At 63.9% G+C, this 14,834-nt stretch carries 14 protein-coding genes, 1 tRNA gene and 2 pseudogenes; 6 read left to right on the plus strand and 11 right to left on the minus strand.

The annotated features are described in order from the left end of the window. Nucleotides 1–4: 4 nt before the first annotated feature. From nuoG to IVB42_RS16060, 10 genes and pseudogenes are all read right to left on the minus strand, one after another. Nucleotides 5–2,080 (minus strand): NADH-quinone oxidoreductase subunit NuoG, encoded by a 2,076-nt coding sequence (gene nuoG / locus IVB42_RS16015; RefSeq protein WP_247298472.1) that lies wholly within the window; start codon nt 2,078–2,080, stop codon nt 5–7. 5 nt (nt 2,081–2,085) lie between these two features. Beyond that, nucleotides 2,086–3,411: an NADH-quinone oxidoreductase subunit NuoF gene (nuoF, locus tag IVB42_RS16020; protein ID WP_018455087.1), complete on the minus strand. Its 1,326-nt coding sequence runs from the start codon at nt 3,409–3,411 to the stop codon at nt 2,086–2,088. Nucleotides 3,412–3,426: 15 nt separating this feature from the next. Then, nucleotides 3,427–3,630, minus strand: coding sequence for a hypothetical protein (locus tag IVB42_RS16025; protein WP_026232874.1), 204 nt, complete (start codon nt 3,628–3,630; stop codon nt 3,427–3,429). Then, nucleotides 3,630–4,241 carry an NADH-quinone oxidoreductase subunit NuoE gene (gene nuoE / locus IVB42_RS16030; RefSeq protein ID WP_018455089.1) on the minus strand — a complete coding sequence of 204 codons (612 nt, stop codon included), beginning with the start codon at nt 4,239–4,241 and terminating at the stop codon, nt 3,630–3,632. The genes IVB42_RS16025 and nuoE overlap by 1 nt, the downstream gene beginning before the upstream one ends. A 12-nt stretch (nt 4,242–4,253) precedes the next feature. Further along, nucleotides 4,254–5,216, minus strand: coding sequence for an FkbM family methyltransferase (locus IVB42_RS16035; RefSeq protein WP_085384779.1), 963 nt, complete (start codon nt 5,214–5,216; stop codon nt 4,254–4,256). Then, the gene (locus tag IVB42_RS16040) at nt 5,216–6,412 is read right to left on the minus strand and encodes an NADH-quinone oxidoreductase subunit D (protein WP_018455091.1); all 1,197 of its coding nucleotides are present in this window, start codon (nt 6,410–6,412) and stop codon (nt 5,216–5,218) included. The genes IVB42_RS16035 and IVB42_RS16040 overlap by 1 nt, the downstream gene beginning before the upstream one ends. Nucleotides 6,413–6,414: 2 nt before the next feature. After that, on the minus strand, nt 6,415–7,029 hold the full coding sequence (locus IVB42_RS16045; RefSeq protein WP_247298469.1) for an NADH-quinone oxidoreductase subunit C: 615 nt from the start codon (nt 7,027–7,029) through the stop codon (nt 6,415–6,417). Between the two features lie 11 nt (nt 7,030–7,040). Continuing rightward, complete coding sequence (locus IVB42_RS16050; RefSeq protein ID WP_247397177.1) at nt 7,041–7,622, minus strand: NADH-quinone oxidoreductase subunit B; 582 nt, start codon at nt 7,620–7,622, stop codon at nt 7,041–7,043. Continuing rightward, the gene (locus IVB42_RS16055) at nt 7,619–7,984 is read right to left on the minus strand and encodes an NADH-quinone oxidoreductase subunit A (RefSeq protein WP_008136158.1); all 366 of its coding nucleotides are present in this window, start codon (nt 7,982–7,984) and stop codon (nt 7,619–7,621) included. The genes IVB42_RS16050 and IVB42_RS16055 overlap by 4 nt, the downstream gene beginning before the upstream one ends. A 572-nt stretch (nt 7,985–8,556) precedes the next feature. After that, nucleotides 8,557–9,888: pseudogene (locus IVB42_RS16060) on the minus strand (TonB-dependent receptor); the annotation flags it as partial. Between IVB42_RS16060 and IVB42_RS16065 the strand changes: the two are divergent. The 6 genes and pseudogenes from IVB42_RS16065 to pepT form a co-directional block, all read left to right on the plus strand. Next, a pseudogene (locus IVB42_RS16065) lies at nt 9,883–10,014 on the plus strand (aromatic ring-hydroxylating dioxygenase subunit alpha); the annotation flags it as partial. The pseudogenes IVB42_RS16060 and IVB42_RS16065 overlap by 6 nt on opposite strands. 60 nt (nt 10,015–10,074) lie before the next feature. Next, entirely contained in the window at nt 10,075–11,370 is a 1,296-nt protein-coding gene (locus IVB42_RS16070) for an MFS transporter (RefSeq protein ID WP_346659038.1), read from the plus strand. A gap of 141 nt (nt 11,371–11,511) precedes the next feature. Continuing rightward, nucleotides 11,512–11,715, plus strand: coding sequence for a hypothetical protein (locus tag IVB42_RS16075; protein WP_247397079.1), 204 nt, complete (start codon nt 11,512–11,514; stop codon nt 11,713–11,715). 160 nt (nt 11,716–11,875) lie between these two features. Next, a tRNA-Asp gene (locus IVB42_RS16080) sits at nt 11,876–11,952 on the plus strand. Between the two features lie 193 nt (nt 11,953–12,145). Beyond that, on the plus strand, nt 12,146–12,460 hold the full coding sequence (locus IVB42_RS16085) for an HU family DNA-binding protein (protein ID WP_085353352.1): 315 nt from the start codon (nt 12,146–12,148) through the stop codon (nt 12,458–12,460). Nucleotides 12,461–12,562: 102 nt separating this feature from the next. Next, the gene (gene pepT / locus IVB42_RS16090) at nt 12,563–13,813 is read left to right on the plus strand and encodes a peptidase T (protein WP_204511352.1); all 1,251 of its coding nucleotides are present in this window, start codon (nt 12,563–12,565) and stop codon (nt 13,811–13,813) included. A 55-nt stretch (nt 13,814–13,868) separates the two neighbouring features. On the opposite strand, the gene IVB42_RS16095 is transcribed toward pepT, so the two are convergent. Next, on the minus strand, nt 13,869–14,762 hold the full coding sequence (locus IVB42_RS16095; protein WP_204511353.1) for a hypothetical protein: 894 nt from the start codon (nt 14,760–14,762) through the stop codon (nt 13,869–13,871). Nucleotides 14,763–14,834: the final 72 nt, after the last annotated feature.

The raw sequence follows: 14,834 nt of genomic DNA on the forward strand, positions 1-14,834 counted from the left end.
CGGCTCACTCCGCTGCGGTCAGCATCTGCCCGGAGGCAAGCCGCGAACATTCCGCCATCACGGCGGACGCACGCGCGATTGGGTTGGTCAAATAGAAGTCCTCGACAAGCGGCTTGAACGGGGCCTTCTCCGTCGTGCCGCCCTTCCCCGCGAGCTTCCTGATCTGGTCGGCCGAGCCGGGCTCGGTCTGGTCGAGACGGATCAGATGCGGCACCGCCTTGAAGATCGCCTGGCGCAGGGCCGAAAGCGAGTCATAGCCGAGCTTCTTGCCGAGCGCCTCCGACAGCGCGCGGATAATCGCCCAGTCCTCGCGGGCCTCGCCCGGCGGGAATGCGGCCCGTCCGGTCATTTGCACGCGGCCTTCGGTGTTGACGTAGATCGCGGACTTCTCGGTATAGGCGGCGGCCGGCAGGATCACGTCGGCGCGATGGGCGCCGCGGTCGCCGTGGGTGCCGATATAGACGACGAAGGTGCGGTCCGACGGCTTGATCTCGTCGGCGCCGAGCAGGAACAGCAGATCGAGCGTCCCGAACGTCGTCATCTGCGCCGCGTTCAGTCCGCCCTGACCGGCGACAAAGCCGATGTCGAGCGCCCCGACGCGCGAGGCGCTCTCATGCAGCACGCCAAAGCCGTTCCAGCCGTCCTTGAGCGCGCCGACATCGAGCGCGAGCTTAGCCGCGGCGGCGAGAATGGCGGCGCCGTCGTGGCGCGAGGCGGCGCCCGCACCGACCAGGATGATCGGGTTCTTGGCGTTCTTCAGCACATCCATGAAGGAGTGCTTGCCGGCCGCGAGCTCGCCCAGCGTGTCGGTGCCTGCGCCGAGATGGTCATAATCGTAGGTGAGGTCGGCCTTGGCGCCGATCACGCCGACCTTGAAGCCGCCGGCGCGCCAGCGCTTGCGGATGCGGGCGTTGAACACGGCCGCCTCTTTCCGCGGATTGGCGCCGATGATGAGCAGCGCATCGGCCTGCTCCACGCCAGCGAGCGCCGGATTGAAGATGTAGGAGCCGCGGCCGAGCGCGGGATCGAAGGCGTCGCCGCCCTGCACCGCCAGATTGGCCGAGCCGTATTTGGCCAGCAAGTCCTTCAGCGCGAACATCTCTTCGACGCCGGCGAGGTCGCCCGCGATCGCGCCGATGCGCTTGCCGTCGGTGCGGGCCGCTTTCGCGGCGATCGCGGCAAAGGCCTCGGGCCAGCTCGCCGCGCGCAGCTTGCCGGCTTCGCGGATATAGGGCCGATCGAGGCGCTGGGTGCGCAGGCCGTCGACGACGTGACGGGTCTTGTCGGAGATCCACTCCTCGTTCACGGCCTCGTTGATGCGCGGCAGGATACGCATCACTTCGCGGCCGCGGGTGTCGACGCGGATCGCGGATCCCACGCCGTCCATCACGTCGATCGACTGGGTCTTGCCGAGCTCCCACGGGCGCGCGGCGAAAGCATAGGGCTTCGAGGTCAGCGCGCCGACCGGGCAGATGTCGACGAGATTGCCTTGCAATTCCGAGGTCAGCGCGTGCTCGAGATAGGTCGTGATCTCCATGTCCTCGCCGCGGCCGGTCGCACCCATTTCGGGGGCGCCGGCCACTTCCGCCGAGAAGCGGACGCAGCGGGTGCACTGGATGCAGCGGTTCATCGAGGTCTTGACCAGCGCGCCGAGATATTTGTCCTCGACCGCGCGCTTGTTCTCGGCGAAGCGGCTGGTGTCGACACCGTAGCCCATCGCCTGGTCCTGGAGGTCGCACTCGCCGCCCTGATCGCAGATCGGGCAATCCAGCGGATGGTTGATCAGAAGGAATTCCATCACGCCTTCGCGCGCCTTCTTCACCATCGGCGAACGGGTGGAGATTTCCGGCGGCTCGCCCTTGGGGCCTGGACGGCAATCGCGCACGCCCCAGGCGCAGCTCGCGACCGGCTTCGGGCCGCCCTTCACCTCGACGAGGCACATCCGGCAATTGCCGGCGATCGACAGCCGCTCATGATAGCAGAAGCGCGGAATCTCGGCGCCGGCCGCTTCGCACGCCTGGAGCAGCGTGTATTCGGCGGGGACATCGATCTCTTTACCGTCGATGATGAGCTTGGTCATTCTCTCTACTCCGCCGCGACCATGTTCACGGGATCGCGGACGCCGATATCGTCGATGTCGGACTTGTGCGAATATTGGTCGATGCGCGCTTCGATCTCGTGACGGAAATGCGCTATCAGGCCCTGGATCGGCCACGCCGCCGCGTCGCCAAGCGCGCAGATGGTGTGGCCTTCGACCTGCTTGGTGACTTCCAGCAGCATGTCGATCTCGCGCTTGTGGGCGCGGCCTTCGGCCATGCGGGTCAAGACGCGCCACATCCAGCCGGTGCCTTCGCGGCACGGCGTGCACTGGCCGCAGCTCTCATGCTTGTAGAAATAGGAGATGCGGGCGATGGCGCGGATCAAATCGGTTGACTTGTCCATCACGATCACGGCCGCGGTGCCGAGACCCGAGCGCAGCTTGCTCAAGCTGTCGAAATCCATCGGCGTGTCGATGATCTGCTCGGCCGGCACCATGCGCACGGAGGAGCCGCCGGGGATCACGGCCTTGAGGTTGTCCCAACCACCGCGGATGCCGCCGCAATGCTTCTCGATCAGCTCACGGAACGGAATGCCCATGGCCTCTTCGACGTTGCAGGGCCGCTCGACATGGCCGGAGATGCAGAACAGCTTGGTGCCGACATTGTTCGGACGACCGATGCCGGCGAACCATGCCGCGCCACGGCGCAGGATGTCGGGCGCAACCGCGATCGACTCGACATTGTTGACGGTGGTCGGGCAGCCGTACAGGCCGACATTGGCCGGGAACGGCGGCTTCAGGCGCGGCTGGCCTTTCTTGCCTTCGAGGCTCTCGAGCAGCGCGGTTTCCTCGCCGCAGATATAGGCGCCGGCGCCGTGGGCGACGTAGATGTCGAACGGCCAGCCGTTGACGTTGTCCTTGCCGACCAGCTTGGCCTCATAGGCCTGGTCGATCGCCGCCTGGAGATGCTCGCGCTCGCGGATGAACTCGCCGCGGACATAGATGTAGCAGGCATGCGCGTTCATCGCGCAGCTCGCGATCAGGCAGCCCTCGATCAGGAGATGCGGATCGTGCCGCATGATCTCGCGATCCTTGCAGGTCCCGGGCTCGGATTCGTCGGCGTTGACGACGAGATAGCTCGGCCGGCCGTCGGTCGATTCCTTGGGCATGAACGACCATTTCAGGCCGGTCGGGAAGCCGGCGCCACCGCGGCCGCGCAGCCCCGACGCCTTCATCTCGTTGATGATCCAGTCACGGCCCTTGTCGATGATGTTCTTCGTACCATCCCAGGCGCCGCGGCGCCGCGCGCCCTCGAGGCCCCAATCGTGGAGGCCGTAGAGGTTCTTGAAGATGCGGTCCTTGTCCTCGAGCATGTCAGTGCTTTCCGATCAACGGTTGGCTTGCTTGTAGGCAAGCCCGGCGGCGCAGACGGCGAAGGTCAGCGCCCAGAGCAGACTGGATTCCAGCGACGCGTTCAGGGCGAAGCGCTGAAGCAGGAAAATGAAGGTGGCCGCCACGGCGGAATGCATTGCGACGAAGCCCCACTTCTTCACAACACTGCTCCCTTCAACTGGCGGTGAGAGATCACGCATCAGGTGATTTCCTTCAGCGTGGTCGGCCCACCGGTCGGCGCCGAGAACTGGCGGCCGTTCTGCGGACCGGGCTTGGGCGGGTTGCCCGAGGCAAAGCCATCGAGCACTTTGCCGAAGCTTTCCTTGGTCAGATCCTCATAGGTGTCCTTGCCGATCAGCACCATCGGCGCATTCACGCAGGCACCGAGGCACTCCACCTCCTCCCAGCTGAAATTGCCGTCCTTGGAGAGATGGAAGGGCTCGTGATGAATGCGGTGCTCGCAGACGTGGATCAGATCCTCGGCGCCGCGCAGGCGGCACGGCGTGGTGCCGCAGACCTGGACGTGGGCCTTCTTGCCGACCGGGGCGAGCTGGAACATCGTGTAGAAGGTGGCGACCTCGAGCACGCGGATATAGGGCATGTCGAGCATGTCGGCGATGACGCGGATCGCGGCTTCCGAGACCCAGCCGTCGTGCTGCTCCTGCGCCCGCCAGAGGATGGCGATGACGGCCGAAGCCTGGCGTCCGGCCGGATATTTCGCGATCTGCTGCTTGGCGAACGCGAGGTTTTCCTCCGTGAACGCAAAGCTCGCGGGCTGGACTTCCTTCGGTGCTAATCGGCGAACGGACATCTCTTCAATCTCTCACTGCACGCGGCGCGCTGTTTTCGCATTCAGGGCATTGATCCTGTCCTGCCAGAATGCGCTTGCGGTGCCGAAAACATTGTAGCCGACGTGGGTGGAGACCTTGATGCGGTCGAGGATCGACAGCTCGGTCACCGTTTCCATACGTCGGGTGCTGGGATCGTAGACGATCAGCTTCAGCGGGGTGTGTTCGAGGATGTAGCGCGAGACCGCGTGCGAACGGTCGCTGCCGTGCTCCTCGCACATGATGACGCTGTCGGCCTGGAGCAGCCGGGCGCCGCCCTTGATCGCCTCGATCTCGACGCCCTCGACGTCGAGCTTGATCAGGTACTTGCCGGTGCCTGCGATCTTGCCGTCGTCGATCAGATTATCCAGCGCAATGACCGGCACATCCTCGCCGCCCGCCGACGCATCGCCGGCGATGCTGAAGGCCTCGTGCTTGGTGCCTGACAGACGCGCGGTGCCACGGGCCGCGCCGATCGCGCATTTCATGGTCTCGAAGCGGCTGGCGTTAATGCGGGCGTTGTTGTCAAGCTTCGGATAGTTCTGCCCCGACGGCTCGATCGCGATCGCCTTGTGCGAGCCGAACGGCTTGCTCGACACCAGCACCGACCAATAGCCGTAATTCGCGCCGCAATCGAGCAGCGTGTAGTCGACGTCGATGGAATCGGCGAACAACAGCTCCAGCTCGTCCTCGTAATTGTAGGAGCGGTTGAGCAGCTTGCTCCAATAGCCGTCGCCGTAGGGAAATTCGAACACGGCGTCGGGGTTGAGCTTGATCGCGATATTGCGCTCGGGCAGCGTCTTGCGCAGCAGATTGGCGCAGGCGATGTAGCCCATATGCGAGAAGTGCGACGAGATCTTCGATCCCGTCACCAGCGCCAAGGCAGCCGTCCGCTCCCACAGGTTGGCCCCTTCAAGGGCCCCCGAGGCACGGTCAAACTGGATCGGCGCCTGCGCCATCACCGATCGACCTCTCCGAACACGATGTCGAGCGAGCCGAGGATCGCCGAGACGTCGGCGAGCAGATGACCGCGGCAGATGTGGTCCATCGCCTGCAGATGCGCAAAGCCGGGCGCGCGGATCTTGCACTTGTAGGGCTTGTTGGTGCCGTCCGAGATCAGAAAGACGCCGAACTCGCCCTTCGGCGCCTCGACCGCGGCGTAGACCTCGCCGGCGGGCACGTGGACGCCTTCGGTGTAGAGCTTGAAGTGGTGGATCAGCGCTTCCATCGAGCGCTTCATCTCGCCACGGCGCGGCGGCGCGACCTTGTTGTCCTCGACGACGACGGGACCCTTCCCGTCGGCCGCGTTCAGCTTCTGGATGCACTGCTTCATGATGCGCACGGACTGGCGCATCTCTTCCATGCGGATCAGATAGCGGTCATAGCAGTCGCCGTTCTTGCCGATCGGGATATCGAAATCCATCTCGGCGTAGCATTCATAGGGCTGCGACTTGCGCAGATCCCACGCCGCGCCCGAGCCGCGCACCATCACGCCCGAGAAGCCCCACTCCCAAGCTTCCTTCAGCGACACGACGCCGATGTCGACGTTGCGCTGCTTGAAGATGCGGTTGGCGGTGAGCAGCCGGTCGAGATCTTCGACCACTTTCAGGAACGGATCGCACCAGGCGTCGATGTCGTCGACTAGCTTCTGCGGCAGGTCCTGATGCACGCCGCCGACGCGGAAGTAGGCTGCGTGCATGCGACTGCCGGAGGCGCGCTCGTAGAACACCATCAGCTTTTCGCGCTCTTCGAAACCCCACAGCGGCGGGGTCAGTGCGCCGACGTCCATCGCCTGCGTGGTGACGTTGAGCAGATGCGACAGGATGCGACCGATCTCGCAATAGAGCACGCGGATTAGCTGCGCGCGGCGCGGCACCTCGATGCCGAGCAGCTTTTCTGCAGCCATGCAGAAGGCGTGCTCCTGGTTCATCGGCGCGACGTAGTCGAGGCGGTCGAAATAAGGGATCGCCTGCAGATAGGTCTTCTGCTCGATCAGCTTTTCGGTGCCGCGGTGAAGCAGGCCGATATGCGGGTCGACGCGGGCGACGACTTCGCCGTCAAGCTCCAGCACCAGGCGCAGCACGCCGTGCGCCGCCGGATGCTGCGGACCGAAGTTGATGGTGAAGTTGCGAAGGACTTCGGGTTGCTCGTTCATGATCAGACCTTCGGCCCTGCTTTTTCATCCCCTGGAAGGACCGGATAGTCGGCGCCCTCCCACGGGGACAAAAAGTCGAACTTGCGGAATTCCTGGTTGAGCCTGACCGGCTCGTACACCACCCGCTTCTCCTGGTCGTCGTAGCGGACCTCGAGGAAGCCGGTGGTCGGGAAGTCCTTGCGCAGCGGATGACCCTCGAAGCCGTAATCGGTCAGGAGGCGGCGCATGTCGGGATGACCGACGAAGATCACGCCATAGAGGTCATAGGCCTCGCGCTCGAACCAGTCGGCGCCGGGAAACACCTCGATCAGCGAGGGCACCTGCGTGGTCTCGTTGGCCTGCGCCTTGAGCCGGATCCGCGCGTTCAGGGTCGGTGACAGGAAGTGATAGATCACGTCGAAGCGTTTTTCGCGCGACGGATAATCCGCGGCCGTGATGTCGGTGAAGTTGATGAAGCGGCAGTTCGGGTCATCGCGGAGGTACTTGACCACCTCGACGATTTTGCTGACCTCGACATCCACCGTGAGTTGGTTGAAGGCCACCGAATGACCGATGGCGGCGCCCGGAAGCGCGCTAACGATCGTCTGCCCCAGGGCGTCGAGCTTGGCGTCGTCCATGACGTAAAACCTTAGCGTTCGATTGTGCCGGTGCGGCGGATCTTCTTCTGCAGCAGCAGCACGCCGTAGAGCAGCGCTTCCGCCGTGGGCGGGCAGCCCGGCACATAGATGTCGATCGGCACGATGCGGTCACAACCGCGCACGACCGAGTAGGAATAGTGATAATAGCCGCCGCCGTTGGCGCAGGAGCCCATCGAGATGACGTAGCGCGGCTCGGGCATCTGGTCGTAGACCTTGCGCAACGCAGGCGCCATCTTGTTGGTCAGGGTCCCCGCGACGATCATCACGTCCGACTGACGCGGTGAAGCGCGCGGCGCGAAGCCGAAGCGCTCGACGTCGTAGCGCGGCATCGAGACCTGCATCATCTCGACCGCGCAGCAGGCGAGACCGAAGGTCATCCACATCAGCGAGCCGGTGCGCGCCCAGGTGATGAGGTCGTCGGTCGCGGCCACGAAGAAGCCCTTGTCGGACAGTTCCGAATTGACCTCGAGGAAGAACGGATCATTGGCCCCGACCGGCTTGCCGGTCGACGGGTCCAGGATGGCCTTGGGGGCCGGCGCGAGAACCGGACCGGCGGACGACGTAGGGGTCAATCCCATTCCAGTGCGCCTTTCTTCCATTCATAGGCGAACCCGACCGTCAGCACGGCGAGGAACACCACCATGGACCAGAAGCCGGTCGCGCCAAGCTTGCCGAACGCCACCGCCCAGGGAAACAGGAACGCCACCTCGAGGTCGAAGATGATGAAGAGGATGGCGACGAGATAGAAGCGGACGTCGAACTTCATGCGGGCGTCGTCGAAGGCGTTGAAACCGCACTCATACGCCGACAGCTTTTCCGGGTCCGGCTGCTGGAACGCCACGATGAACGGCGCGATCAGCAGCACCAGGCCAATGAGGCCCGCTACCCCTATGAAGACGACGAGTGGAAGATAGTTCTGCAGAATGCCGCTCATTGACGAGCCCTTTTTCCCGCAGCCTCGGGACAGCCACGGATTCGTCCAGTTTGGAATTGTTCTGAGCCTTAGCGCAGTGCACCAATGGGCGCAAGACACGCTCTTTTTAGGCCCTTTGTCGCCCTCAGAACGGTGGAAATCCCGGAATCACCCCGCGGCTGGTATGGAGCAGATCGACAGCCCCAGCAAGGGCGCCCCGATCAGTCCACACGCGCTGGGCCGTGACGTCCGTGGTTGGGAAGGCTCACTTTATCTAGGCCGCGACGCTGCAAAGTCCAGATTATAACGAGGCCAAGCGTGCCCATTATCGGGCGAGCGATCCGGGAGCCATGCATCACGATCGGACCTGGGCTCGTCTGGCGAATGTGTCGGGCAGGAGGCGCCCACTTCGCCGCAGCGGAAAATGGGTGGCGAGCGCGGCGGCGACATGGCTGGGTCGTCGCGCGCCGCACTCGCATGAGCTTCGGGCCGGGGGGCATGGCCCGCGAGCTCATCGATCTCGTGGTGGAAGCCGGCGACGGGCCGGTCAGGCTCTCACGATGGCCTTCCCTCGCCTGTTCTCGTCATTTGCCTCACCATTTGTAGGAGACGCTGGCGGTGACGCGCCGGCGGTCGCCGTAGAAGCAGGATGACGCCGCCGCGCAGCTCGCGACGTAGATCTTGTCGGTCAGGTTGATCACGTTCAGCGCGGTGCGCCAGTTCTGCCATTCATAGTGGAACGCGAGATCGCCGAGCACGACCGCGGGAACCTCGAGGGTATTGGCGGTATCCGCCCACGACGAACCGATATAGCGGAGACCGCCGCCGAAGCCGAACCCCGCGAGTGGCCCGTCCTTGAAGGTGTAGTCCGCCCAGCCGGACACCAGGAGCTCAGGCGTGTTGGTCGGGGTCTTGCCGACCAAAGACGGGTCCAGATCCCTGCTGTTGAACAAATGGTAGGCCGTGAACGAGCCGATCAGCTTCAGCTCACGCGTGGCGTTCGCCACCGCTTCGAGCTCGATGCCGCGCGAGGTCACCTCGCCGGTCTGGTTCTGCAAGGTCGTGACGACAGGATCGGTCGTTGCCACATGCTGACGTTTCAAGTCGAACACCGAAGCGGTGAAGTAGCCGTCAAATCCCCGCGGCGCGACCTTCACGCCGATTTCCGTCTGCTGGCCGGTCTCCGGCAGGAACAGCTGGTTTTGCGCGTTGAGGCCGATGATCGGATTGTAGCTCGTGGCGTAGGACACATAGGGCGCGATGCCGTTGTCGAAATTGTAGATCAGCCCGGCGCGCCCGCTGAACCTGCTGTCGTCGCGGCTGACAAGCGTGGCGCCGGTATCACGGGCAGCCTGCGTCGTCTCGACCCAATCGTTGCGGCCGCTCAGCACCAGCGTGAAGTTGCCGAGCTTCATCTGGTCCTGAAGATAGGTGCCGGCCTGCTTCTGCGTGATCTGGAAGTTGCGGAACGGTGCGCCCGTCAACGGAATGTCAAACCCGTAGGCGGGATTGAAGACGTTGATCGAAGGGACGGTGCCGAAGTTGAAAGCCTGATAATCGTCGATCTGGTAGCCCTTCAAATCGACCCCGAACAGCATCGTATGCCGCACAGCGCCGGTGTTGAAGCGGTACTCCAGCTGATTGTCGAGATTGGCCTGGTTGGCGGTGTTCTTCGCATACCAATTATAGCGACCGAGACTGGCCGTGTTGATGTCAGCCCAATTATTGCCGACATAGCCGCGATAGGTCACATCGACATGGGCAAAGCGCGCATTCTGCCGGAACGTCAAATCGTCGGTGAGATTGCGCTCGAACTGATAGCCAAGCATCTCCTGCTCGCGCGTGAACTTATCGACGCTGGGATCGCCAGCGAAAAAGCTGGTCGGGATCTTGCCGAACCGAGCGTTGGTCACCGTGCCCTCATGATCCGACGCATGCTGAGCGACCAGCTCGAGGCGATGGAAGCAGGCCGCGATCCGATCGGAATCTCGTTCGATGCAAGCGCGCCTCCCGTCGAATTCGAAGCGGGGAATTACATCCGCGAAGGCTGACCTGCCAGCCCCAATCAGGGCTGGACCGACAACGATAACAAAGACTAATTGGGGGAAGCGATGGTCGATGTGACGTCACAAATGTCGGTGCAAACGGCCGCGACGGCAAAGCCCTCGGCGCGGCGCTATTACGTGCTAGGCCTGCTCACGATCATCTACGCGCTGAACTTCCTCGACCGCACGATCTTCAACGTGCTGATCGAGCCGATCAAGAAGGAGTTTCAGCTCAGCGATACCATGATGGGCCTGCTCGCGGGCTTCGGATTCGCGCTGTTCTACTCCCTGCTCGGCATCCCCATCGCGCGCGTCGCCGACCGGCTCAACCGGCGCAACATCGTCGCCGCCGCCTTCGCGTTCTGGAGCGCGATGACGGCGTTGTGCGGCGCCGCTTCGAGCGTCACCTCGTTGGCGCTGGCGAGGATCGGCGTCGGCATCGGCGAATCCGCAGGCTCGCCCGCCTCGCAATCGATCGTGGCCGACCTCTTCGCCAAGAACGAGCGTCCGCGCGCGCTCGGCATCTACGCCGTCGGCACCTATCTCGGCGTATTCCTCGGCTATTTCGTGGGCGGGTACGTCAACCAGCACTATGGCTGGCGGATGGCGTTCTACGTTGCGGGCCTGCCCGGCATCCTGCTTGCTATTGTCCTGTGGCTGACGATCTCCGAGCCGAAGCGCGGCGCCATGCAGGAGAATTTCGTGCCCGAGCCGCTCGGGCCGACGCTGCGCTTCCTGGCCTCGCAGCGAAGCTTCATCATCGTGCTGATCGGCTTCTGTCTCACCACTTACACGAACTATGCGACCGCGGCGTGGATCCCGCCGTTCCTGGCGCGTGTGCACCATCTGTCGAGCGCGGAGATCGGCACCTATGCCGGCACCTTCAAGGGTCTCGCCGGCATGGCCGGCACCCTGCTCGGCGGCTTCGTGGTGGCGCAGATCAGCCGCTGCGACGACCGCTGGAAGCTGTGGGCGCCCGCCATCACCTCGGGCCTTGCCGGCCCGGTGTTCGCGCTGTGCATGCTGACGCAGGACTTTGCGCTGATGGTGGCCACGCTGGCGCTGACCTCGTTCCTGGTCGGCTTCCATCTCGGACCGATCTTCGCGATCGCGCAGACGGTCGCCAAGCCGAGCATGCGGGCGCTGGCCTCCGCCCTGATCGCGCTCACTGCCACCTGCTTCGGCCAGGGCCTCGGCCCGCTCGCCGTGGGCGTGGTCAACGATGCCCTGAAGGGCGCTTACGGCGCCGACGCGGTGCGCTATTCCCTGCTCTCGGCGGCGGTCACGACCACGCTGGGGGCACTCCTGTTCGTCTGGGCGGCGCGCTCGATCCGGGACGATATCGGCCGGGCGGCCGCCTGACGCCGGTACAGGCCGCAAGCCCAGCGAAACCAACCGAGCGCATTAATGAAACCATTTTGCGGAACCCGCGAAACCATCCGGAAACAGACGGTCTTTACAAGACGAGCCATAGACGGCGGCAAAGCCCGTCGGGAGGCTCAGATGAACCACTCTATCCACTCTGCTGATCGTGCGACCCACCTGAAGATCGTGGTGGTGGCGCTGGTGGCCGGAATTGCAGTGGCCGGCTTCGGGATCGCAGCCCGCACCAATGCCGATTACAGCCAGACCGCCCATTCCGCCCATGTGATCAAGGCCGGGAAGCCGGTGGTGGTGACGAGCGCAGGGACGTCGGAGATCCGCTGACACCGCCCCGCTCGGGGCTGACAGACGCCGCCGCCTGGCGGCCTTTTTCGTTTTCCAGAGCAATGCTTAGCCGGGATGTGCCGACGAAGCGCAACATCCTTGACTTCACCCAGCCCCGCCTTTAAGTCCCCCCTCGTTCCGCGCGCTGTCAGCGAACCACGCGGGAGTAGCTCAGTTGGTTAGAGCGCCGGCCTGTCACGCCGGAGGTCGCGGGTTCGAGCCCCGTCTCTCGCGCCATTTTGGCAATTCCTTCATAGCCTTAGAGCAAACTTCTACACGCCTTTCGCGGCTGTGACGGCGATTGCCGGCATCCGTCGAGAACTTGCGCCATAGTCAGCCGAAGCCCGAATCGTCTAGGCCTTCCAGGACTTGGAGGGATCCCCACCCTTTACCGCCTTTTCCGGGGCCCCTGTGATTGAGGAGGCCAGATATGGCTAAGAAGGATTCCACGAAGAAGGCTGCCGCGCCCGCCACCATCACGCTCAAGCACCTCGCCGCCGACATTGCGGAGAGCCAGGACCTGTCGAAGAAGCGCGCCGAGGCCGTTCTGACCGACATGGTCGAACTCATCACCAAGCACCTGAAGAAGGGCGACCGCGTCCGCATCGTCGGCCTTGGCATCCTCCAGGTCCGCAAGCGCGCCGCCCGCACCGGCCGCAATCCCGCCACGGGCGAGCCGATCCACATCAAAGCCACCAAGAAGGTCGCCTTCCGCCCCGTCAAGGAACTAAAAGAGGCGATCTGACCACTCACGTTTCGTTAAGCCTGATCAGCCTCCTCCGGCCTCACCGCACCCTGCTTTTCTGGTATACCGCCTCTCTCCCCTGACCCGGCGGTTTGACCAGAAATGTCCTCCCTCACCTTTTCGCATACCGTGACCGAGCGCTTCCTGCGCTACGTCACCATCGACACCCAATCCGATCCGGAATCCCCGGCCTCGCCATCGACCGAGAAACAGAAAGATCTCGGCCGTGTGCTCGCCGCCGAGCTCAGGGAGATGGGCGTCGAGGACGCTCATCTCGATGATTACGGCTACGTCTATGGAACGATCCCGGCGAACACGACCAAGAAGGTGCCCGTGATCTGCTTCTGCTCGCACATGGACACTTCGCCCGACGTCACCGGCAACGACGTCAAGCCGCAGATGGTGAAGAACTATCGCGGCGGCGACATCACGCTGCCGGGCGATACCAGCCAGGTGATCCGCTTCGCCGAGCATCCGGCGCTGAAGAACCAGATCGGCAACGACATCATCACCACCGACGGCACCACGCTGCTCGGTGCCGACAACAAGGCCGGCGTGGCTGAGATCATGGATGCCGCGCATTTCTTCATCAACAACCCGCAAGTGAAGCACGGCACCATCAAGATCCTGTTCACGCCGGACGAGGAGATCGGCCGCGGCGTCGACAATGTCGACATCAAGAAGCTCGGCGCTGATTTCGGCTACACCATGGACGGCGAGAGCGCGGGTAGCGTCGAGGACGAGACCTTCTCGGCGGACGGCGCCACCATCACCATCAACGGCGTCAGCGCCCATCCCGGCTATGCCAAGGGCAAGATGGAGCACGCCATCAAGATCGCCGCCGCCATCGTCGAGCGTCTGCCCCGGGAAGGCTGCTCGCCCGAGACGACATCAGGCAAGCAGGGTTTTCTGCATCCGATCGGGATCGAGGGTGCGCTGGAGCAGGCTACGCTCTCCTTCATTGTGCGCGACTTCACCGAGGAAGGGCTGAAGGAGAAGGAGATCCTGCTCGAGAACATCGTCAAGGACGTGATGAAGGATTTTCCGCGCTCGACTTACACATTCGAGGTGCGGGAGCAGTACCGCAACATGAAGCAGGTTATCGATCGCCACCCGCACATTCTTGAATACGCCATCGAAGCGATCCGCCGCGCCGGCCTGCGCCCGATGCGCACCGCGATCCGCGGCGGCACCGACGGCTCCCGCCTGTCCTTCATGGGACTGCCCTGCCCCAACATCTTCGCCGGCGAGCACGCATTTCACTCCCGGCTCGAATGGGTCAGCCGGCAGGACATGGAGAAGGCGGTGCAGACGATCGTCCATCTCGCCATGATCTGGGAGGAGAAGGCTTAGGCCTCTCGTCAAAAGGCAATATGGCCGGGATCGCTCCCGGCCATCGTCCTGCACGTTACGGCACCCGCATCGCACGCGGAGAGCGATGGAAGCGGTTGGAGCTCGCCATCCAGTTCGGGAGCGGCGCGCCGTCGCGATGCCGGCCACCGGCAACAGCCGCAGCCCAGGCCACCGCAGCGCCGATCAGGGTTGCTGCCGCAACGGAGAAGGCGACGATGATGGAGTTACGCCGCGCCCGATTGATGGCCGTCCTTGAATCCGCGATCAGCGTGTCGACCCGTCGCTCCGAGTCGGGTGCTGCAAGTCCCGTCAACGCGGCCACCTGCTGCACGAGGTAGGCCCGGTCATCGGTGCTGACGCCGCTGTGGCTCGACGCCGTCATCAGGATGCGTCCCGCTTCGGCACGAGGTTCCCTGAGGTCGGTGTTGGGGGGCCGCCGCGCTGCGCGAAACAGCTTATCCAGCTCGTAGCTCAACAGAGGCTCGGCGGCGGAGGTACTGCTCGCCGAACTGCGCATCGGCGAGCGGTCAATCGCAGCTGCGCCGAGCATCGCGAGCAGAGCGGCACCAAGCAGCACGGCGAGCGCCCAGGACATCAGGCCATGCAGCCCGTCCCGCCGTTCGCCCTCGTCTTCGATCGTTGTGACCGCCGGGGCTGGTCGCGTCGTCCGGCCGGCGATATAGCCGCCGAAGCCGAAGCTGATAATCGCCTGGATGATCAGATACAGCCCCGACAGCAAAGCCAGCGCCGCCGATGCATCGCGCCATGTCGGCGAGGCTGAACTGACGCCCAGGCCGACGGCGACTCCAAAGCCGACCAGGATGAACGACATTGCGCCGGCAGCCAAAGCGCCTGCGATCACCGAGCTCCACTGGATGATGCGCCTTTCATCGGCAGCGACGCCGCCGCCTTCCACGATGTCTTCCCGTATGAGAGTTTCCATGGTCATCGCCGCTCTCTCAGCGCAAGCCGAAGAACGACAAGATCGCCATGACCACCACGATCAAGCCGATGAGATAAA

This window comes from Bradyrhizobium sp. 45 (genome assembly GCF_023073155.1).
Lineage (GTDB): Bacteria > Pseudomonadota > Alphaproteobacteria > Rhizobiales > Xanthobacteraceae > Bradyrhizobium > Bradyrhizobium canariense_D.

Excerpts from the sequence above, each read along its gene's own strand:
- IVB42_RS16070 (WP_346659038.1), top strand. The coding sequence starts at position 10,075 with ATGGTCGATGTGACGTCACAAATGTCGGTGCAAACGGCCGCGACGGCA.
- IVB42_RS16095 (WP_204511353.1), bottom strand. The coding sequence starts at position 14,762 with ATGACCATGGAAACTCTCATACGGGAAGACATCGTGGAAGGCGGCGGC.
- nuoG (WP_247298472.1), bottom strand. The coding sequence starts at position 2,080 with ATGACCAAGCTCATCATCGACGGTAAAGAGATCGATGTCCCCGCCGAA.
- nuoE (WP_018455089.1), bottom strand. The coding sequence starts at position 4,241 with ATGTCCGTTCGCCGATTAGCACCGAAGGAAGTCCAGCCCGCGAGCTTT.
- IVB42_RS16055 (WP_008136158.1), bottom strand. The coding sequence starts at position 7,984 with ATGAGCGGCATTCTGCAGAACTATCTTCCACTCGTCGTCTTCATAGGG.
- IVB42_RS16045 (WP_247298469.1), bottom strand. The coding sequence starts at position 7,029 with ATGGACGACGCCAAGCTCGACGCCCTGGGGCAGACGATCGTTAGCGCG.
- pepT (WP_204511352.1), top strand. The coding sequence starts at position 12,563 with ATGTCCTCCCTCACCTTTTCGCATACCGTGACCGAGCGCTTCCTGCGC.
- IVB42_RS16025 (WP_026232874.1), bottom strand. The coding sequence starts at position 3,630 with ATGCGTGATCTCTCACCGCCAGTTGAAGGGAGCAGTGTTGTGAAGAAG.
- IVB42_RS16075 (WP_247397079.1), top strand. The coding sequence starts at position 11,512 with ATGAACCACTCTATCCACTCTGCTGATCGTGCGACCCACCTGAAGATC.
- IVB42_RS16035 (WP_085384779.1), bottom strand. The coding sequence starts at position 5,216 with ATGGCGCAGGCGCCGATCCAGTTTGACCGTGCCTCGGGGGCCCTTGAA.
- IVB42_RS16040 (WP_018455091.1), bottom strand. The coding sequence starts at position 6,412 with ATGAACGAGCAACCCGAAGTCCTTCGCAACTTCACCATCAACTTCGGT.
- nuoF (WP_018455087.1), bottom strand. The coding sequence starts at position 3,411 with ATGCTCGAGGACAAGGACCGCATCTTCAAGAACCTCTACGGCCTCCAC.
- IVB42_RS16085 (WP_085353352.1), top strand. The coding sequence starts at position 12,146 with ATGGCTAAGAAGGATTCCACGAAGAAGGCTGCCGCGCCCGCCACCATC.